The organism is Streptomyces sp. NPDC093085, assembly GCF_040683935.1.
Taxonomy (GTDB): Bacteria; Actinomycetota; Actinomycetes; order Streptomycetales; family Streptomycetaceae; genus Streptomyces.
This window is the reverse complement of sequence record NZ_JBFBFB010000010.1, coordinates 194,385-210,395: the sequence shown is the minus strand read 5'-3', so window position 1 is coordinate 210,395 and position 16,011 is coordinate 194,385. Positions and strand designations below refer to the sequence as shown.

Below are 16,011 nucleotides of genomic sequence, written 5' to 3'. Positions count from 1 at the left end.
TTCACTCTGGGGCGGGGCGCCGCAGGGCGGTGTCGCGGCCGCAGGGCATGCCGCCTGGTTCCCGCCGCTCGCGGGACCGGCCGTGCGACCGGTCCCGCGAGCGCCGGTTCAGCCGGCCAGGACCTGGGAGGCCGGGTCCGTGCGCTGTTCGCCGACGAGGGCGGGGCGCGGCGCGACCGCCCGGTGGGCGGGGTCCCGTACCTCCCCGACCAGCATTTCGAGGACATCCTCCAGCGCCACCAGGCCGAGCACCCGCCCGGACGCGTCGGCGACCTGGGCGAGATGGGTGGCCGCGCGGCGCATGACGGTGAGGGCGTCGTCCAGCGGGAGTTCCGCGCGGAGCGTCAGCATCGGCCGCCACACATGCTGGGGTACGGCCCGGTCGGCCGTCTCCAGGTCGAGTACGTCCTTGACGTGGAGGTACCCCATGAAGGCGCCACCGCCCTCTGCGCAGACCGGGAAGCGGGAGTAGCCGGTGCGCACCGTCAGCTCCTCGATCTGGCGCGGGGTGACCGACGGGTCCACCGTGACCAGGGCGGCGCTGGTGAGGAGCACATCGGTGACCGGGCGGCTGCCCAGCTCCAGTGCGTCCTCCAGCCGCTCCTGCGCCTCGGGCTCCAGCAGCCCCGCCTGTCCCGCGTCCTCGACGAGCTGGTTGAGCTGCTCGCTGGTGAAGACGGCCTCCACCTCGTCCTTGGGCTCGACGCGGAAGGCCCGCAGGACGAGCCGGGCGCAGGCGCCGAGCCCGGCGGTGACCGGGCGGCAGAGCCGGGCGAAGCCGACCAGGCCCGGGCTGAGCCAGAGCGCGGTCTTCTCGGGGGCGGCCATGGCGAGGTTCTTGGGCACCATCTCGCCGATGACCAGGTGCAGGAAGACGACGAGCGCCAGGGCGATCACGTACCCCAGCGGATGGACCAGCCCGTGCGGCACCCTGACCGCCTCGAAGACGGGCTCCAGGAGGTGCGCCACGGTGGGCTCGGCCACCGCGCCGAGCGTCAGGGAGCAGATGGTGATGCCGAACTGGGCGGCGGCCATCATCTGCGGCAGGTTCTCCAGCCCGTACAGCGCCTGCCGGGCCCGCGCCGAGCCGCGCGCGGCGTGCGGTTCGATCTGGCTGCGGCGTACGGAGACGAGGGCGAACTCGGCGCCGACGAAGAAGCCGTTGGCGAGGACCAGGAGCAGCGCGAAGACGAGTTGCAGGACGCTCATCGGACCCCCTCCGCCAGCACGGGCGCGGGAGCCTCGGGGGACGTGGCCCCGTGCGCCATGGTGGCCTCTTGCGAAGCGAGGGCCCCGTGCGCCACGGGAGCCTCATACGAAGCCGGAGCCCCGTCCGGCCCCAGGGCCTCGTGGGAAGCTGCGGCCTCATGCGACCCCGGAGCCTCGTGGGAAACTGCGGCCTCGTACGACCCCGGAGCCCCATGTGTCCCCAGGGCCCCATGCGTCCCCAGCGCCTCATGCGGCCCGGGGGCCCCGTCGCTCCCGCGGGTCCCCGGGGACGCGGGGGACCCCGGCTCGGCCGGGCCCCCGTCCGTCAGCCGGATCAGCCGGACCCGCTCGGCCCGGTACCGGTCCACCAGGCGTACGGAGAGCCGCCAGCCGGGCAGCTCGGCGCGGTCGCCGGGGGCCGGGATCCGGCCGAGGAGGTCGGCGACGAGGCCGGCCAGGGTCTCGTACGGCCCGTCGGGCGCGTCGAGGCCGATACGGCGCAGGGTGAGCACGCGGACGCTGCCGTCGGCCTCCCAGGCGGGGCGGCCGTCGACCGGGTCGACGGAGGCGAGTTCGGGCCGCGCGTCGCCCTCGGCGTCGTGCTCGTCCAGCACCTCGCCGACCAGCTCCTCGACGATGTCCTCCAGGGTGACGACCCCGGCCGTACCGCCGTACTCGTCCACCACGGCGGCTATCGGCTGCTCGCTGCGGAGCCGCTCCAGGAGCTGCTGCACGGGCAGGGTCTCGGGGACGAGCAGCGCGGGTACGGCGATCCGGTCGACCGTCGTACGGAGCCGATCCCCCGCCGGGACGGCGAGCGCGTCCTTGAGGTGGACCATGCCGATGATCTCGTCGATGCGCTCCCGGTAGACGGGGAAGCGGGAGAGTCCGGTGGCCCGGGTGAGGTTGAGGACGTCCGCCGCCGTCGCGTCCGCCTGGAGCGCGCTGACCTTCACCCGGGGGGTCATCACGTTCTCGGCGGTGAGCCCGCCGAGCGCGAGGGTCCGTACGAAGAGGTCGGCGGTGTCCTGTTCGAGGGTGCCGGCCCGGGCGGAGTGGCGGGCGAGGGAGACGAGTTCGCCGGGGGTACGGGCGGAGGCGAGTTCGTCGGTCGGTTCCACCCCGAGTATCCGTACCAGCCGGTTGGCGACGGTGTTGAGCACCGCGATCACCGGCCGGAACACGGCGGAGAAGCGGTGCTGCGGACCGGCGACGAACCGCGCCACCTGGAGCGGCCGGGAGACCGCCCAGTTCTTGGGGACGAGTTCGCCGATCACCATCTGCACGGCGGCGGCGAGCAGCATGCCGGTCACCACCGCTATCCCGGAGACGGCCCCGGCGGGGAGTCCGGTCGCGGCGAGCGGCGCGCCGAGGAGTTCGGCGAGTGCGGGCTCGGCGAGCATGCCGACGACGAGCGAGGTGATGGTGATACCGAGCTGGGTGCCGGAGAGCTGGAACGAGAGTTCCCGGAGGGCCTTGACGACGGTACGGGCGCGGCGGTCGCCCGCCGCCGCGGCGCGTTCGGCGTCGGGGCGGTCCACCGTGACGAGGCCGAACTCGGCCGCCACGAAGAATCCGTTGGCCAGGATGAGAAGAAATGCCGCGGCGAGCAGCAGAAGGGGGATGGTCATGCCGCCGCCTCTTCGGAGGGGGCGGCGCAGGTACTACCGGACGATCCGTCCATTGCTGGAGGGAGTCACTCCTCGGGTCGCAGGGTGCCCCGCGGGCCGGTGCGGCCTTCTGGTGCGGGGCGGGGCGCGCTTGGCGCCACCGGCACCAGAGTAAACAAGACAGGGCCGGGGCGGACAGGACCTGGTGGTCCGTCGCGGGGCGTACGGGCGGGGCCGCCGGTGGCCGCCCCGCCGGGTACGGCCGCGGTCACTCCTGGGCGGAGCGGGATTCGGCCAGGTCGCGCAGGGCGCGGGCGTCGCGGATCGCGCGCTCCTTGGCCATGCCGGGCTGGATGCCGAGGGCGGGCAGGCTGCTGCCGTCGCTGAGGTCGAGAAAGACCCAGGGGTCGCCGGGGCGGAGGTTGACCCGGAGGATCTCGGCCCACTCCAGCCTGCGGGTGCGGGTGAGATTGACCACGGTGACGCCCGTGTCGTCGGCGACCACCTTGGGGCGGCTGAGCAGCGCGAGGACGCCGAAGAAGAGCAGGGCGGTGAGGATGAAGCTCAGCCGCTCCCCCGCGCTGAGCTGCTCCAGGGCGAGGCCGATGGCCGAGATGACCAGGAACATGACCGTGCCGACGGAGAGCAGCACCGTACGGGTGACGGTCGGCCGGAAGGTGACCGGCAGCTCCGGCAGGGAGGGGCCGGAGGGGACGGACGGCGTGGCGGAGGGCACGGACATGGGGGCGCGGCTCACTCGTCTCGGGGGTGGTCAGAGTCGGCAGGCGTGGATGGCCGTGGTGAGGATGGCGCGGGCGCCGAGCTCGTAGAGGTCGTCCATGATGCGCTGGGCCTCCTTGGCGGGGACCATGGCGCGGACGGCGACCCATCCCTCGTTGTGGAGCGGGGAGACGGTCGGCGATTCGAGGCCCGGGGTGAGGGCGACGGCGCGCTCCAGGTGCTCGGCGCGGCAGTCGTAGTCCATCATCACGTACGTACGGGCGACCAGGACGCCCTGGAGGCGGCGGAGGAACTGACGGACCTTGGGCTCCTCGCCGTCGGCGCCGGTGCGCCGGATGACGACCGCCTCCGAGGTCATGATCGGCTCGCCGACCACTTCGAGGCCCGCGTTCCGCAGTGAGGTGCCGGTCTCCACGACATCCGCGATGACCTGGGCGACGCCCAGTTCGATGGCGGTCTCGACGGCGCCGTCGAGGTGGACGACGGAGGCGTCGACGCCGTGCTCCGCGAGGTGTCCGGCCACGATGCCCTCGTAGGAGGTGGCGACCGTCATCCCGCCGAAGTCGGCGACGCCGTGCGCGGTGCCGGGCTTGGTGGCGTAGCGGAAGGTGGAGCGGGCGAAGCCGAGCGGCAGGATCTCCTCGGCGTCGGCCCCCGAGTCGAGGAGCAGGTCGCGTCCGGTGATGCCGATGTCGAGCCGGCCGGAGCTGACGTAGATCGCGATGTCGCGGGGGCGCAGATAGAAGAACTCGACCTCGTTCTCCGGGTCGACCAGGACGAGTTCCTTGGACTCCTTGCGCTGCTGGTATCCGGCCTCATGGAGCATCGCCGACGCAGGCCCGGAGAGTGAACCCTTGTTGGGGACGGCGATGCGCAGCATGAGGTCGTGTTCCTTCGTGCGGAGGGCGGATATGTGCGGGGGTGAAGCGGGGTGGTGCAGGGGTGCCCGGGGCGTGTGCGCCCCGGGGGAAATGCTCAGAGGTGGGCGTATACGTCGTCAAGGGAGATTCCGCGCGCGACCATCATCACCTGGACGTGGTAGAGGAGCTGCGAGATCTCCTCGGCGGCGGCTTCCTTGCCCTCGTACTCGGCGGCCATCCAGACCTCGGCCGCCTCTTCGACGACCTTCTTGCCGATGGCATGGACGCCCTTGTCGACCAGTTCGGCGGTGCGGGAGGTGGCGGGGTCCCCGTGGGCGGCCTTCTGCTGGAGCTCGGTGAACAGCTCCTCGAACGTCTTCTTGGACATGGTGGCGTTCACTTTACGCGGCTGCCGGAAGCCTCCGAGCGCCAGGGCTCCGCGAGGGTGCGCAGGGTGGTCGCGGTGGCGACGGCCGCGGTGACCGCCTCGTGCCCCTTGTCCTCGTGGGAGGCTTCGAGACCGGCCCGGTCCAGCGCCTGTTCCTCGGTGTCGCAGGTCAGTACGCCGAAGCCGATGGGGACCCCGGTCTCCACGGAGACCTGGGTGAGGCCCTGGGTGACGCCCTGGCACACGTAGTCGAAGTGCGGGGTGCCGCCCCGGATGACGACGCCGAGGGCGACGACCGCGTCGTACCCGCGGTCCGCGAGCACCTTGGCGACGACGGGCAGTTCGAAGCTGCCGGGCACGCGCAGCAGCGTCGGCTCGTCGATGCCGAGTTCGGCCAGGGCCCGCAGGGCGCCGTCGACCAGGCCGTCCATGATCTTCTCGTGCCACTGTGCCGCGATCACGGCGACGCGGAGGTCTCCGCAGTTCTTCACGGTCAGTTCGGGTGCGCCCTTGCCGCTCACGTCTCTCCTCGGGGGCTGTGCTGGTGGTCGGGTGCCGGTGGGGCGGGGGGTGCCGTCCCGGTCGTACGGTCCTCTTGGCTCTCGTACGGTCCTGACTGTCGTACGGTGCCGGCTGTCCTGTCGTACGGTCCTACTGGTTGCCGCAGGTGGCAGCGGCGGCCGTCGCCGTGTCGAGCCAAGGCAGGTCATGGCCCATCCGGTCGCGCTTGGTGCGCAGATAGCGGAGGTTGTGCTCCCCCGCCTGGACGGGCACCGGCTCGCGCCCGGTGACCCGGAGGCCGTGCCGGACGAGCGCGGTGGTCTTCTCGGGGTTGTTGGTCATCAGCCGCAGGCTCGCCACCCCGAGGTCACCGAGGATCCGGGCGCCCGCCGCGTAGTCCCGGGCGTCGGCGGGGAGCCCCAGCTCCAGGTTGGCGTCGAGGGTGTCACGGCCGCGCTCCTGGAGTTCGTACGCGCGGAGCTTGGAGAGCAGCCCGATGCCGCGCCCCTCGTGGCCCCGGAGGTAGACCACGACGCCGCGCCCCTCGGCGGTGACGCGCTCCATGGAGGCCCGGAGCTGGGGGCCGCAGTCGCACCGCTGGGAGCCGAAGATGTCACCGGTCAGGCACTCGGAGTGGACCCGTACGAGGATGTCCTCGCCGTCCCCGAGGTCGCCGTGGACCAGCGCGACATGCTCGACGCCGTCGGCGGTGGAGCGGTAGCCGTACGCGGTGAACTCGCCGTAGGCGGTGGGCAGCCGGACCTCGGCCTCGCGGCGGACCTCGGGCTCGCGGCGGACCAGGGCCGGCCGGCCGGGGACCGCCGGGCTCGCGGGCCCGGGCGTCGCGCCCTCCTCCGGTCCGGCCAGGCCGGCGGGTGTCGCGCCCTCTTCCGCTCCGGCCAGGGCGACGGGCCCCGGCCTCTCCTCGGCTCGGCGGTAGGCGATCAGGTCCTCGATGGAGATGATCGTCAGGCCGTGCTTGCGGGCGAAGGGGATCAGCTCGGGGAGCCGGAGCATCACCCCGTCCTCACCGGCGATCTCCACGATCGCCCCGGCGGGGCGGAGCCCGGCGAGCCGGGCGAGGTCGACGGCGGCCTCGGTGTGGCCGTTGCGGGCCAGCACCCCGCCGGGCCTGGCGCGGAGCGGGAAGATATGGCCGGGGCGGACGAAGTCGCCGGGCCCGGCCTCGCCGGAGGCGAGGAGCCGGAGGGTGGTGGCCCGGTCGGCGGCGGAGATCCCGGTGGTGACGCCGTGCGCTGCGGAGGCGTCGACGGTGACGGTGAAGGCCGTCCGCATCGACTCGGTGTTCTCGGCGACCATCTGCGGCAGGTCCAGCCGGTCCAGCTCCGGGCCCTCCATGGGGGCGCAGATCAGGCCGCGGCACTCGCTCATCATGAAGGCGATGGTCTCGGGGGTGATCTTCTCGGCGGCGACGACGAGGTCGCCCTCGTTCTCGCGGTTCTCGTCGTCGACGACCACGACGGGGCGGCCGGCCGCGATGTCGCGTATGGCCTGGGCGACCGGGTCCAGGAGGAATTCCTCGGCGGCGGTCATGGCGGTGGTCATGCGGCGGCTCCTTCGAGGGTCGGGGCGTCGGCGCGGGAGCGCAGCCACCAGTCGCGCAGCCCCCAGAGGACGAGGGCCAGGTAGATGACGTAGACGAGGCCGGAGAAGGCGAGCCCGCTGGTGAAGGCGAGCGGGACGCCGACGAGGTCGACCAGGAGCCAGGCGAGCCAGAACTCGACGAGTCCGCGCGCCTGGGCGACCATCGCGGCGAGGGTGCCGGTGAAGATGTACGCGTCCGGCCAGGGGTTCCAGGAGAGTTCGGGTACGGCGGTGAAGAGCCCGCCGACGAGGAGGGTGCCCAGGGCCGTGGCGCCGAGGAGCATGCCGCGCTCGCGCCAGGTGGCGAACCGTACGGCGATATGGCCGATCGTGCCGTCGGTCTCCCGCTCCCTGCCGCGCTGCCACTGCCGCCATCCCCAGAGCGCGACCCCGATGACCAGGAGCTGCTTGCCGACGCCGCCGCTGAGGTGGGCGGCGGCGTACGCGCCGACGAGGATGACCCCGGAGAGGAGCTGGGCGGGCCAGGTCCAGATGGAGCGGCGCCAGCCCAGGGCGAGGGCGGCGAGACCGACCGTGTTGCCGATCATGTCGGACCAGATGATGTGCTGACCGAAGGCCGCGAAGGCCTCCTGGTTCAGCCAGGACAGGACGTTCACCGCGCCGACTCCTCCGTCCGGGCGGCCTGGTGCGCGGGGCCCAGCAGGCTCTCGACGTACTTCGCGATGACGTCGACCTCCAGGTTGACCGGGTCGCCCGGTCCCTTGAGGCCGAGGGTGGTCAGCGCGAGGGTGGTGGGGATGAGGCTGATGGTGAAGTGACCGGGGGCCGCTTCGACCACCGTGAGGCTGACGCCGTCCACGGTGATGGAGCCCTTCTCCACGACATAGCGGGTGAGCGCGGCGGGCAGCGCGACCTTGACGACCTCCCAGTGCTCGGAGGGCGTGCGCTCCAGGATGGTGCCGGTGCCGTCGACATGGCCCTGCACGATGTGCCCGCCGAGCCGGCCGCCGAGCGCCATGGGGCGCTCCAGGTTGACGCGGGAGCCGGTCTTGAGGGCGCCGAGGCTGGAGCGGTCGAGGGTCTCGGCCATCACATCGGCGGTGAACTCGCCGTGGCCGCACTCCACGACCGTGAGGCAGACGCCGTTGACGGCGATGGAGTCGCCGTGCCGGGCGTTCTCGGTGACGACGGGGCCGCGGAGACGGAAGCGGGAGGAGTCACCGAGATTCTCCACGGCGGTGACCTCACCCAGTTCTTCGACGATTCCGGTGAACACTCAACGCTCCTTCGTGGTGGGGACGGCGGGGACGGCAGGGGTGGCGGCCGCGCGAACGGCGGCGGGGGCGGCCGGGGCGGCGGCGGTGGCGCTCCCGGCGGAGGGGGCGGCGCTCCCGGCGGCCGGGGCCGCCTGCGGCTCGGGGAGCGCGGTGATCCGCAGGTCGGGTCCGAGCCGTACGGTCTCGGTCATCCGCAGCCGCAACGCCGAGGCGATCGTGGTGATTCCGGCGTCGCCGAGCGCGGCGGGCCCCGCGCCGAGCAGGACCGGGGCGAGATAGCCGACGACCCGGTCGACCGCGCCGGCCGCGACGAAGGAGCCGGCCAGTGCCGGGCCGCCTTCGAGGAGGACGGAGCGGACGCCGCGCTCGTACAGGGCGGCCAGCAGGGCGGGGACGGCGAGCCCCCGGCCGCCGTCGGCCCGGGGCAGCCTCAGGACCTGGGGGCCGGGGAGATGGCGGGCGTCGGCGTCCTCGGCGACCGCGATCAGGGTGGGCGCGGCACCGTCCAGGACCCGGGCCCCGGGCCGTACGGCGGTGGCCCCGGTGTCCACGACGACGCGCAGCGGCTGTACGGCGCCCTCGATGCCCCGGACCGCGAGGTGCGGGTCGTCGGCGCGGGCGGTGCCGGCGCCGACCACGACCGCGTCGGCCTCGGCGCGCAGCCGGTGGACATCGGCGCGCGCCTCGGCGGAGGTGATCCAGCGGCTGGTGGTGTCGGCGGCGGCGATCCGGCCGTCGAGGGTGGCGGCGTACTTCCAGACGACGTACGGGCGGCCCCGGCGCACAGCGGTCAGCCAGGCGGCGTTGGCCTCCTCGGCCTCGGCGGCGAGCAGTCCGGCGGTGGCCGGGATCCCGGCGGCGCGCAGGGTGGCGGCGCCCCCGGCGGCCTGCGGGTCGGGGTCGGGGACCGCGTAGTGGACGCGGGCGATCCCGGCGTCGGCGAGGGCCTGGGCGCAGGGTCCGGTACGGCCGGTGTGGGCGCAGGGTTCGAGGGTGACGTACGCGGTGCCGCCCCGGGCCCGGGGGCCCGCCGCGCGCAGTGCGTGGACCTCGGCGTGCGGTCCGCCGGCGCGCTGGTGGAAGCCCTCGCCCGCGAGGTGTCCCGAGGCGTCCAGGATCACGCAGCCGACGACCGGGTTGGGGCTGGTGGCGCCGAGGGCGCGGGCGGCGAGCGCGACGGCCCGTCGCATGGCGTCGGTGTCGCCGACGCGTCCGGTGGGGGTGGCCACCCGGGTCCTCCTGCCTCTTCGGGCACGGACTCCGGGGCCTGTCGATGACGACAGAGAAACGGGTGTACACACGAGAACGCCGAGGCCGGGGCAGGGACCCGTCCGGAGGACGGACCGCCGCGGCGGCGTACCGGTGACAACCCGCCGCGCACTGCCTCCCATCCGGACTTTCACCGTCGGTCCAGGAATCTCACCTGGTCAACCGGTCACTGGAGGTGACCGGGTCGCGGACTGTAACCGCCGGTTCGGAATTGCACCGACCCCGGAGTGCGCTGCTGCTGGTACGTCGAACAGTGTGCCACGGCCGGTCGCCGGCGATCCGGGGGAGCTCTGTGGCCTGACTCACAGGGCGGCCGGGAATGTCCGTACGGCCTTCCGTGCCACCGCTCCCACCTGCGCCGACGGGACGAGAACGGGTCTTCGGATACGGTGCGGAACGGTCAGCTCCGGCCATTCTCCGATACCCACGTCTCACATTCCGAGCACATCCGAATGCTTCCGGGCAGGCTCGTGCGTTCCCGGACGCTTCCGGTCAGCCGCCGGGCGCGAAGAGCGCGTCCTGTGCCGCGTCGCGCGCCGTGAGCAGCGCGCCCCTGAGCACCCCCGCACCACCGAGCGCCCCCGGGCGGACCTCCGTACGGAGCGGGGACATCGCCGCGAGCCGCCGCTCGACCCGGCCGGCCAGCGCCTCGCCGCCCGCGTGGCCGACCTCCCCGGAGAGCACGACAAGACCCGGGTCGAGGACCGCGGTGACCGCCGCGGCGCCGATGGCCACCCGTTCGGCGAGCGCGTCCAGAAACCTTCCGGCACCGGGCCGCCCGTCCCCGGTGGCCGCCCGGACCAGCGCGGCGGACGGCGGCTCCTGGGGCGCGCCCGGGGCGGGCACCAGACCGTACCCCTCGGCGAGCGCGCAGACCGCCGCCGAGCCGGCGAGGCTGTGGAAGCCGCCGTCGCAACTGGTCGCCGAGGGCGGCCCCGGGGTGCCCGGCACGGGCAGGAAGCCGATCTCGCCCGCGCCGCCCGAGGCGCCCCTGCGGAGCCGGCCGTCGAGCACGACCGCGGCGCCGACGCCATGGCCGATCCAGAAGAGGACGAAGGTGTCCTGGCCCCGGGCGGCGCCGAGGCGCTGCTCGGCGAGGGCGGCGAGGTTGGTCTCGTTCTCGACCAGGACGGTGGCGGGCAGCCGCTCCTGGAGCACGGCGACCAGCCGCCGGTGCCACTCCGGCAGCCCGGTGGAGTCGCGGAGCTCCCCCGTGACATCGACCAGACCCGGGGCGCCGATGCCGACGCTGTGCAGCGGGAGGGCGCCGGCCCGCCGGGCGGTCTCCTCCAGCAGGGCGGCGGCCCGGTCGGCGGCGTCCGCGTCCGTGTCCGTGCCGGTGCCGATGGGCAGCCGGGCCTCCGCGAGGGTGACGCCGAGCAGGTCGGCGACGATGACGGCGACGCTGTCGGTCCGGACGTCCAGGGCGGCGAGATGGGCCCGGTCCGCGGCGATCCCGTACAGCCGGGCGTTGGGGCCCCGGCGGCTGGCACCCGTCTCGCCGACCACCCTGACCAGGCCCGACTCCTGGAGCCGGTCGACGAGATCGGCGACGGTGGGGCGGGAGAGCCCGGTCAAGGTCTTGAGCTGCGCCGCCGTCAGCGGGCCCTCCCGCTGGAGCAGGCGCAGGGCGAGCCGGTCGTTGATGGCCCGTGCGGTGCTCGGGGATGCGGCCATGCCGGGATCCTTCCAGTTCGCTGCGGGAAAATGCGCCGCCGGAACACTGCCGGAACAGAGGGGCGGAAGAAGGCCCATTGTTCCCCTTGCCGCGCTCTATTTATCAGGCAGGGTTCCTGATAATTTACTGCCGCACCGGAGGCGGTGTGTCATGGGCGGGGGCCGGCCCCCAGGGAGGACGGAACGGCATGCGGGCTTCGGAGGTCAACGGTACGGAGGGGCTGCGGCGCGCCCGCTTCGCCATCGCCGCCGTCTTCTGCGCGCACGGCGCGGTCACCGGCAACTTCGCCACCCGGGTCCCCTGGATCCAGGAGCACGCCGGGCTCAGCGCCGGGCAGCTCGGTCTCGCGCTCGCCTTCCCGGCCATCGGTTCGGTGACGGCGATGCCCCTCGCGAGCGCCATCAGCCACCGCTTCGGCGGCCGGGCCGCGCTGAGCGGGCTACTCTCGCTCTGGACGCTCTCCCTGGTCCTGCCGTCCCTGGCGCCGAACCTCCTCGTCCTCTGTGCGGCGCTCTTCGTCTACGGCGCCTCGTCCGGGATGTCGGACGTGGTGATGAACGCGATCGGCCTGGAGACCGAGACCCGGCTGGGCCGGTCGATCATCTCCAGCCTGCACGGCATGTGGAGCGCGGGCGCCCTGATCGGCTCGGCGGCCGGCGCCGTCGCGGCCCATCTGGGCGCGGACGCGCGGCTGCACCATCTCCTCGCCGCGCTGGTGCTCACGGCGGTGGGCCTGCTCGCCTGCCGGAGCGTGCTGGACGTACGGAGCGCGCCGGAGGCCGAGGCCCCGCCGCGCTTCGCGCTGCCGCCCCGCTCCGCCCTGCTGATCGGGGTGGTCGGGTTCTGCGCGGTCTTCGCGGAGGGCGCCAGCCTGGACTGGTCGGCGGTCTATCTGCGGGACGTCCTGGACACCTCGCCGGGGGTGGCCGCCGCCTCCACGACGGCCTTCGCGCTCACCATGGCGCTCACCCGGCTCGGGGGCGACCGGGTGATCGACCGGTTCGGCGCGGTACGGACGGTACGGACCGGCGGGGTGTGCGCGGCGGCGGGCGGTCTGCTGGTGGTGGCCGCCCCCCAGCCGCTGGTCGCGATGGCCGGATTCGGACTGCTGGGGCTCGGGGTGGCGGTCGTCGTCCCGCTGGCGTTCGCGGCGGCCGGACGCTCGGGCCCCAACGCGAGCCAGGCCATCGCGGGGGTCGCGACGATCACGTACACCTCCGGTCTGATCGCCCCCTCGGCGATCGGCGCGGTGGCCGACGCGACCTCACTGGTGGTCTCGTTCGGCCTGGTCACCTTCCTCGCCTGCGGGCTGGTCGTCGGGGCGGGGGTGCTCCGTACGGGCTCCAGGGCCGGCACCGGGGAGACCGCCGGGGCCACCGCGGGCGAGCGCACCGGCGACCAGAAGGCGGCCCCCGACCCACTGGCCTGACGGCCGTACGGAGCCGACGGCGGTACGGGGCCGACGGCCGAACGGAGCCGGGGCGGGTCCGGCCCGGCGGGCCCGCGCACAACCGCCGTCACACCCAGGTGACCGTTGCGTACACACGTACGGACGGAGAACAGGCGGTGGCGGCGCGGCACGTACCATGGGCGCTGATCTTTTTCGGCCAGGCGTCCGGCCGTCCGGCCCGCCGCCGCGTCCCCCGCGCCCGGCGCCGGCCGCACCGGACCCCGGGCGGCTCCGGACCGTACCGGACGCGACCCAGAAGTGGAGCCCCACCCATGAAGCTCGGCGTGCGCTGGACCCTGCACGGAGACGGGCGCACGCCCGCACCGGGCGCCGTCGTCCGCCCCGACGAGCGGCTGTCGTGGCCCCGTACGGCCGGACTCGGTGCCCAGCACGTGGTCGCGATGTTCGGGGCGTCGTTCGTCGCTCCCGTGCTGATGGGGCTCGACCCCAACCTCGCGATCATGATGTCCGGGGTCGCGACGGTGATCTTCCTGCTGGCGACGCGCGGCCGGGTGCCCAGCTATCTGGGGTGCTCGCTCTCCTTCGTCGGGGTGGCCGCCGCCATCCGGGCCTCCGGCGGCGACAGCGCCACCGTCACCGGGGCGATTCTGGTCGTGGGCGGGGTGCTCGTACTGGCCGGGCTCGCGGTACGGCGGTTCGGCGCCCGGATCATCCACGCCGCGATGCCGCCCGTGGTGACCGGCGCCGTGGTGATGCTGATCGGCTTCAACCTGGCGCCGGTGACGGCCGCCACGTACTGGCCGCAGGATCAGTGGACCGCGCTGCTGGTGATGGTCTTCACCGGCCTCGCCGTGGTCTGTCTGCGCGGCTTCTGGTCCCGGATCGCGATCTTCCTCGGGCTGGTCTTCGGGTACGGGATCTCCTGGCTCTTCGACCGGGTCCTCGGCCGGATCCACTCCCCCGCCGGCGGCGCCGAGGCGGTCGACCACTGGCGGCTCGACCTGTCGGGCGTCGCCAAGGCCCCCTGGGTCGGGCTGCCGGAGTTCCACGGGCCGAGCTTCGAGTGGTCGGCGATCCTGCTGGCGCTGCCGGTGGTGATCGCGCTGATCGCGGAGAACGCGGGCCATGTGAAGGCGGTCGGCGAGATGACCGGCGACCCGCTCGACGACGAGCTGGGCACGGCGATCGCGGCGGACGGCGCCGCCTCGATGCTCTCCACCGCCGTCGGCGGCCCGCCCAACACGACGTACTCCGAGAACATCGGGGTCATGGCCGCGACCCGTGTCTACTCGACCGCCGCCTACTGGGCCGCCGCCGGCTTCGCGCTGCTCTTCGGGCTCTGCCCCAAGTTCGGCGCGGTCGTGGCGGCGATCCCGGGCGGGGTGCTCGGCGGGATCACCGTCATCCTGTACGGGATGATCGGCCTCCTCGGTGCGCAGATCTGGACCAACGCCGGGGTGGACCTGCGCAATCCGCTCAACCTGGTGCCGACGGCGGCGGGCATCATCATCGGGGTCGGCGGGGTGAGCCTCAAGGTCACGGAGAACTTCGAGATCGGCGGCATCGCACTCGGCACGATCGTGGTGATCACCGGCTACCACGCGCTGCGCGCCTTCGCCCCGGCCCATCTCAAGGAACCCGCCGCCTGATCCCCGGATCCCGGGTCCCGGGTCCCGGGTCCTCAGTTCCCGGGCCCCCGTCGCCCGCCCCTCAGTTCTCCGGGAGTTCCACCGGCGCCAGTTCGTCGAAGAGGTCGCCCGGGCCCGGGTTGGTCGGGTCGGTGGTGCCGCCGAAGTGGCGCAGTACGCCCCATACCGCGTTCAGCGCGGTCTGTACGGCGCCCTCGGCCCACCCCGCCGTCCAGGAGATGTCGTCCCCGGCCAGAAAGATCCCGCGCCGGTCGGCGGGGAGCCGGTCCTGCATGAAGTGGGTGAACAGCCGCCGCTGGTAGCGGTAGTGGCCGGGCAGGTTGGCCTTGAAGGCGCCCATGAACCAGGGTTCGTTCTCCCACGACACGGTGACCGGGCCGCCGATGAGGTGCTTGCGGATGTCGACCTTCGGATAGATCTCGCGGAGCGAGGCGAGCATGACCTCCATCCGCTCCTCCGGCGAGAGCGGGAGCCACTTGAGGCTGTCGTCGCACCAGGTGTACGAGAGGCAGATGACGGCGGGCCGGTCGGGCCCGTCGTCCAGCAGATAGGTGCCCCGGGTCATCCGGTCGGTCAGCGTCATCGACATCGTGTCGCGCCCGGTCGGCCGCCCCTGGTCGTCGGTGGCCTCGTCGAGCCAGAACGGCCGGTCGACCGGGACGAAGAGCTTGGACGACTCCATGTAGTGGGTGCGCTCCAGCGCCGTCCAGTGGTCGATCGGGAAGAGCGACTCGTCGCAGGCGATCTTGGAGAGCAGCAGCCAGGACTGGGCGGTGAAGACGGCGGCGCGGTACGTACGGATCGCCCCCGAGGCGTCCGTCACGGTGATCCGGTTGCCCGCCGTACGGTGCAGCCGGGTGACCGCCGGGCGCGGCGTGCCCTCGTGCAGCGAGGCGAGCGAGGTGCCGGCCGGCCAGTGGGTGAGCTTCTCGGGCGACCGCTCCCAGAGCCGCTGGGGCAACTGCTGGCTGCCGCCGACGATGGCGCGGTGGTGGTCGTCGGCCTCGGTGTAGACGACGCGCAGGATCTCCAGGATGGAGTTGGGGAAGTCGGTGTCCCACCCTCCGGTGCCGAAGCCGACCTGGCCGAAGATCTCGCGGTGCCGGAAGGAGGCAAAGGCCGGGGAGTCGCAGAGGAAGCCGTAGAAGGTCTGGTTGTCGAGCTTCTCGACCAGCTTCGACCAGATCTGCCGGATCCGGGGCACATCGCGTTCGCGCAGGGCCCGGTTCATGGCGGAGAAGTCGGCGCCTTCCTCCAGGCAGGTGTTCCAGGCGTCCATCACCTCGCGGAAGACCGGCGGCAGGTCCTCGGCGGTGCGCGCGTAGTGGGTGGTGCCCTTGAGGTCGACCACGGTGGACGGGGTGCCGGGGGCGAGCGGGTTGGGGAAGGGCCGGGTCTCCAGGCCGGTCAGGCCGATGTAGTGGCCGAGCGCGGTGGAGGAGGGCGGGAAGCGCATCGCGCCGAGTTCGGCGGTGAGCCCGGGGTCGCAGCCGTCGAAGCCGACGGTACGGAGCCGCCCGCCGATCCGGTCGGCCTCGTACACGACGGGCCTGAGCCCCATGCGGAGCAGTTCGTACGCGGTGACGAGACCGGAGAGCCCGCCGCCGATGACGGCGACCTCGGCGCCGTGCTCGGTCGCGGGTATCTGGCCGAGCCCGGCGGGGTGGGCCAGATAGTCGTCGTACGCGTAGGGGAAGTCGGGACCGGCCATGGTGATCGGCGGTTGCGCGTCGGTGTGGTGGACGGCGGTGGGCACCGTGGACGTCATGGGGTAAGGACTCCTCGCGGGCGCGGGTACACAGGCGGGTACCGGTGGGGATACGGGTGGGGTACGGGCGCGGTCGGCGGCCCG

Annotated in this window: 14 protein-coding genes and 1 riboswitch; of the genes, 2 read left to right on the top strand and 12 right to left on the bottom strand. The window is 73.4% G+C overall.

The window, feature by feature from the left end; genetic code table 11:
* Positions 1 to 108: 108 nt before the first annotated feature.
* The 11 genes from AB0O07_RS25680 to AB0O07_RS25630 all read right to left on the bottom strand — a co-directional run bounded on the left by AB0O07_RS25680 (position 109) and on the right by AB0O07_RS25630 (position 11,176).
* On the bottom strand, positions 109 to 1,209 hold the full coding sequence (locus tag AB0O07_RS25680; RefSeq protein WP_365637206.1) for a hemolysin family protein: 1,101 nt from the start codon (positions 1,207 to 1,209) through the stop codon (positions 109 to 111).
* Entirely contained in the window at positions 1,206 to 2,840 is a 1,635-nt protein-coding gene (locus tag AB0O07_RS25675) for a CNNM domain-containing protein (protein ID WP_365637203.1), read from the bottom strand. Before AB0O07_RS25675 ends, AB0O07_RS25680 begins: the two co-directional genes overlap by 4 nt.
* Positions 2,841 to 3,087: 247 nt before the next feature.
* Complete coding sequence (locus AB0O07_RS25670; RefSeq protein ID WP_365637200.1) at positions 3,088 to 3,561, bottom strand: PH domain-containing protein; 474 nt, start codon at positions 3,559 to 3,561, stop codon at positions 3,088 to 3,090.
* A gap of 30 nt (positions 3,562 to 3,591) precedes the next feature.
* Entirely contained in the window at positions 3,592 to 4,440 is an 849-nt protein-coding gene (gene hisG, locus AB0O07_RS25665) for an ATP phosphoribosyltransferase (RefSeq protein ID WP_365637198.1), read from the bottom strand.
* A gap of 95 nt (positions 4,441 to 4,535) precedes the next feature.
* A complete protein-coding gene (locus tag AB0O07_RS25660) occupies positions 4,536 to 4,808 on the bottom strand; it encodes a phosphoribosyl-ATP diphosphatase (RefSeq protein WP_029383007.1) in 273 nt (90 codons plus the stop codon).
* Positions 4,809 to 4,816: 8 nt separating this feature from the next.
* Positions 4,817 to 5,329, bottom strand: coding sequence for a 6,7-dimethyl-8-ribityllumazine synthase (gene ribH / locus AB0O07_RS25655; RefSeq protein WP_365637195.1), 513 nt, complete (start codon positions 5,327 to 5,329; stop codon positions 4,817 to 4,819).
* A 130-nt stretch (positions 5,330 to 5,459) separates the two neighbouring features.
* Entirely contained in the window at positions 5,460 to 6,875 is a 1,416-nt protein-coding gene (gene ribB / locus AB0O07_RS25650) for a 3,4-dihydroxy-2-butanone-4-phosphate synthase (protein WP_365637192.1), read from the bottom strand.
* The gene (locus AB0O07_RS25645; protein ID WP_365637190.1) at positions 6,872 to 7,531 is read right to left on the bottom strand and encodes a nicotinamide mononucleotide transporter family protein; all 660 of its coding nucleotides are present in this window, start codon (positions 7,529 to 7,531) and stop codon (positions 6,872 to 6,874) included. The genes ribB and AB0O07_RS25645 overlap by 4 nt, the downstream gene beginning before the upstream one ends.
* Positions 7,528 to 8,151, bottom strand: coding sequence for a riboflavin synthase (locus tag AB0O07_RS25640; protein WP_365637187.1), 624 nt, complete (start codon positions 8,149 to 8,151; stop codon positions 7,528 to 7,530). The genes AB0O07_RS25645 and AB0O07_RS25640 overlap by 4 nt, the downstream gene beginning before the upstream one ends.
* On the bottom strand, positions 8,152 to 9,342 hold the full coding sequence (gene ribD / locus AB0O07_RS25635) for a bifunctional diaminohydroxyphosphoribosylaminopyrimidine deaminase/5-amino-6-(5-phosphoribosylamino)uracil reductase RibD (RefSeq protein WP_365637325.1): 1,191 nt from the start codon (positions 9,340 to 9,342) through the stop codon (positions 8,152 to 8,154). It lies immediately after the preceding gene.
* Positions 9,343 to 9,525: 183 nt separating this feature from the next.
* A riboswitch (FMN riboswitch) is annotated at positions 9,526 to 9,656 on the bottom strand.
* Between the two features lie 257 nt (positions 9,657 to 9,913).
* Complete coding sequence (locus AB0O07_RS25630; protein WP_365637184.1) at positions 9,914 to 11,176, bottom strand: ROK family transcriptional regulator; 1,263 nt, start codon at positions 11,174 to 11,176, stop codon at positions 9,914 to 9,916.
* Positions 11,177 to 11,286: 110 nt separating this feature from the next.
* Between AB0O07_RS25630 and AB0O07_RS25625 the strand changes: the two genes are divergently transcribed.
* On the top strand, positions 11,287 to 12,528 hold the full coding sequence (locus tag AB0O07_RS25625; RefSeq protein WP_365637182.1) for an MFS transporter: 1,242 nt from the start codon (positions 11,287 to 11,289) through the stop codon (positions 12,526 to 12,528).
* A gap of 293 nt (positions 12,529 to 12,821) precedes the next feature.
* On the top strand, positions 12,822 to 14,159 hold the full coding sequence (locus AB0O07_RS25620; RefSeq protein ID WP_365637180.1) for a solute carrier family 23 protein: 1,338 nt from the start codon (positions 12,822 to 12,824) through the stop codon (positions 14,157 to 14,159).
* Positions 14,160 to 14,220: 61 nt separating this feature from the next.
* On the opposite strand, the gene AB0O07_RS25615 is transcribed toward AB0O07_RS25620, so the two are convergent.
* On the bottom strand, positions 14,221 to 15,927 hold the full coding sequence (locus AB0O07_RS25615) for an NAD(P)/FAD-dependent oxidoreductase (protein ID WP_365637178.1): 1,707 nt from the start codon (positions 15,925 to 15,927) through the stop codon (positions 14,221 to 14,223).
* Between the last annotated feature and the right edge of the window lie 84 nt (positions 15,928 to 16,011).

What these genes read in the sequence shown, in the direction of transcription:
- AB0O07_RS25680 (WP_365637206.1), bottom strand. Translation starts at nt 1,209, where the DNA reads ATGAGCGTCCTGCAACTCGTCTTCGCGCTGCTCCTGGTCCTCGCCAAC.
- AB0O07_RS25675 (WP_365637203.1), bottom strand. Translation starts at nt 2,840, where the DNA reads ATGACCATCCCCCTTCTGCTGCTCGCCGCGGCATTTCTTCTCATCCTG.
- AB0O07_RS25670 (WP_365637200.1), bottom strand. Translation starts at nt 3,561, where the DNA reads ATGTCCGTGCCCTCCGCCACGCCGTCCGTCCCCTCCGGCCCCTCCCTG.
- hisG (WP_365637198.1), bottom strand. Translation starts at nt 4,440, where the DNA reads ATGCTGCGCATCGCCGTCCCCAACAAGGGTTCACTCTCCGGGCCTGCG.
- AB0O07_RS25660 (WP_029383007.1), bottom strand. Translation starts at nt 4,808, where the DNA reads ATGTCCAAGAAGACGTTCGAGGAGCTGTTCACCGAGCTCCAGCAGAAG.
- ribB (WP_365637192.1), bottom strand. Translation starts at nt 6,875, where the DNA reads ATGACCACCGCCATGACCGCCGCCGAGGAATTCCTCCTGGACCCGGTC.
- ribD (WP_365637325.1), bottom strand. Translation starts at nt 9,342, where the DNA reads ATGCGACGGGCCGTCGCGCTCGCCGCCCGCGCCCTCGGCGCCACCAGC.
- AB0O07_RS25630 (WP_365637184.1), bottom strand. Translation starts at nt 11,176, where the DNA reads ATGGGCCTTCTTCCGCCCCTCTGTTCCGGCAGTGTTCCGGCGGCGCAT.
- AB0O07_RS25625 (WP_365637182.1), top strand. Translation starts at nt 11,287, where the DNA reads ATGCGGGCTTCGGAGGTCAACGGTACGGAGGGGCTGCGGCGCGCCCGC.
- AB0O07_RS25620 (WP_365637180.1), top strand. Translation starts at nt 12,822, where the DNA reads ATGAAGCTCGGCGTGCGCTGGACCCTGCACGGAGACGGGCGCACGCCC.
- AB0O07_RS25615 (WP_365637178.1), bottom strand. Translation starts at nt 15,927, where the DNA reads ATGACGTCCACGGTGCCCACCGCCGTCCACCACACCGACGCGCAACCG.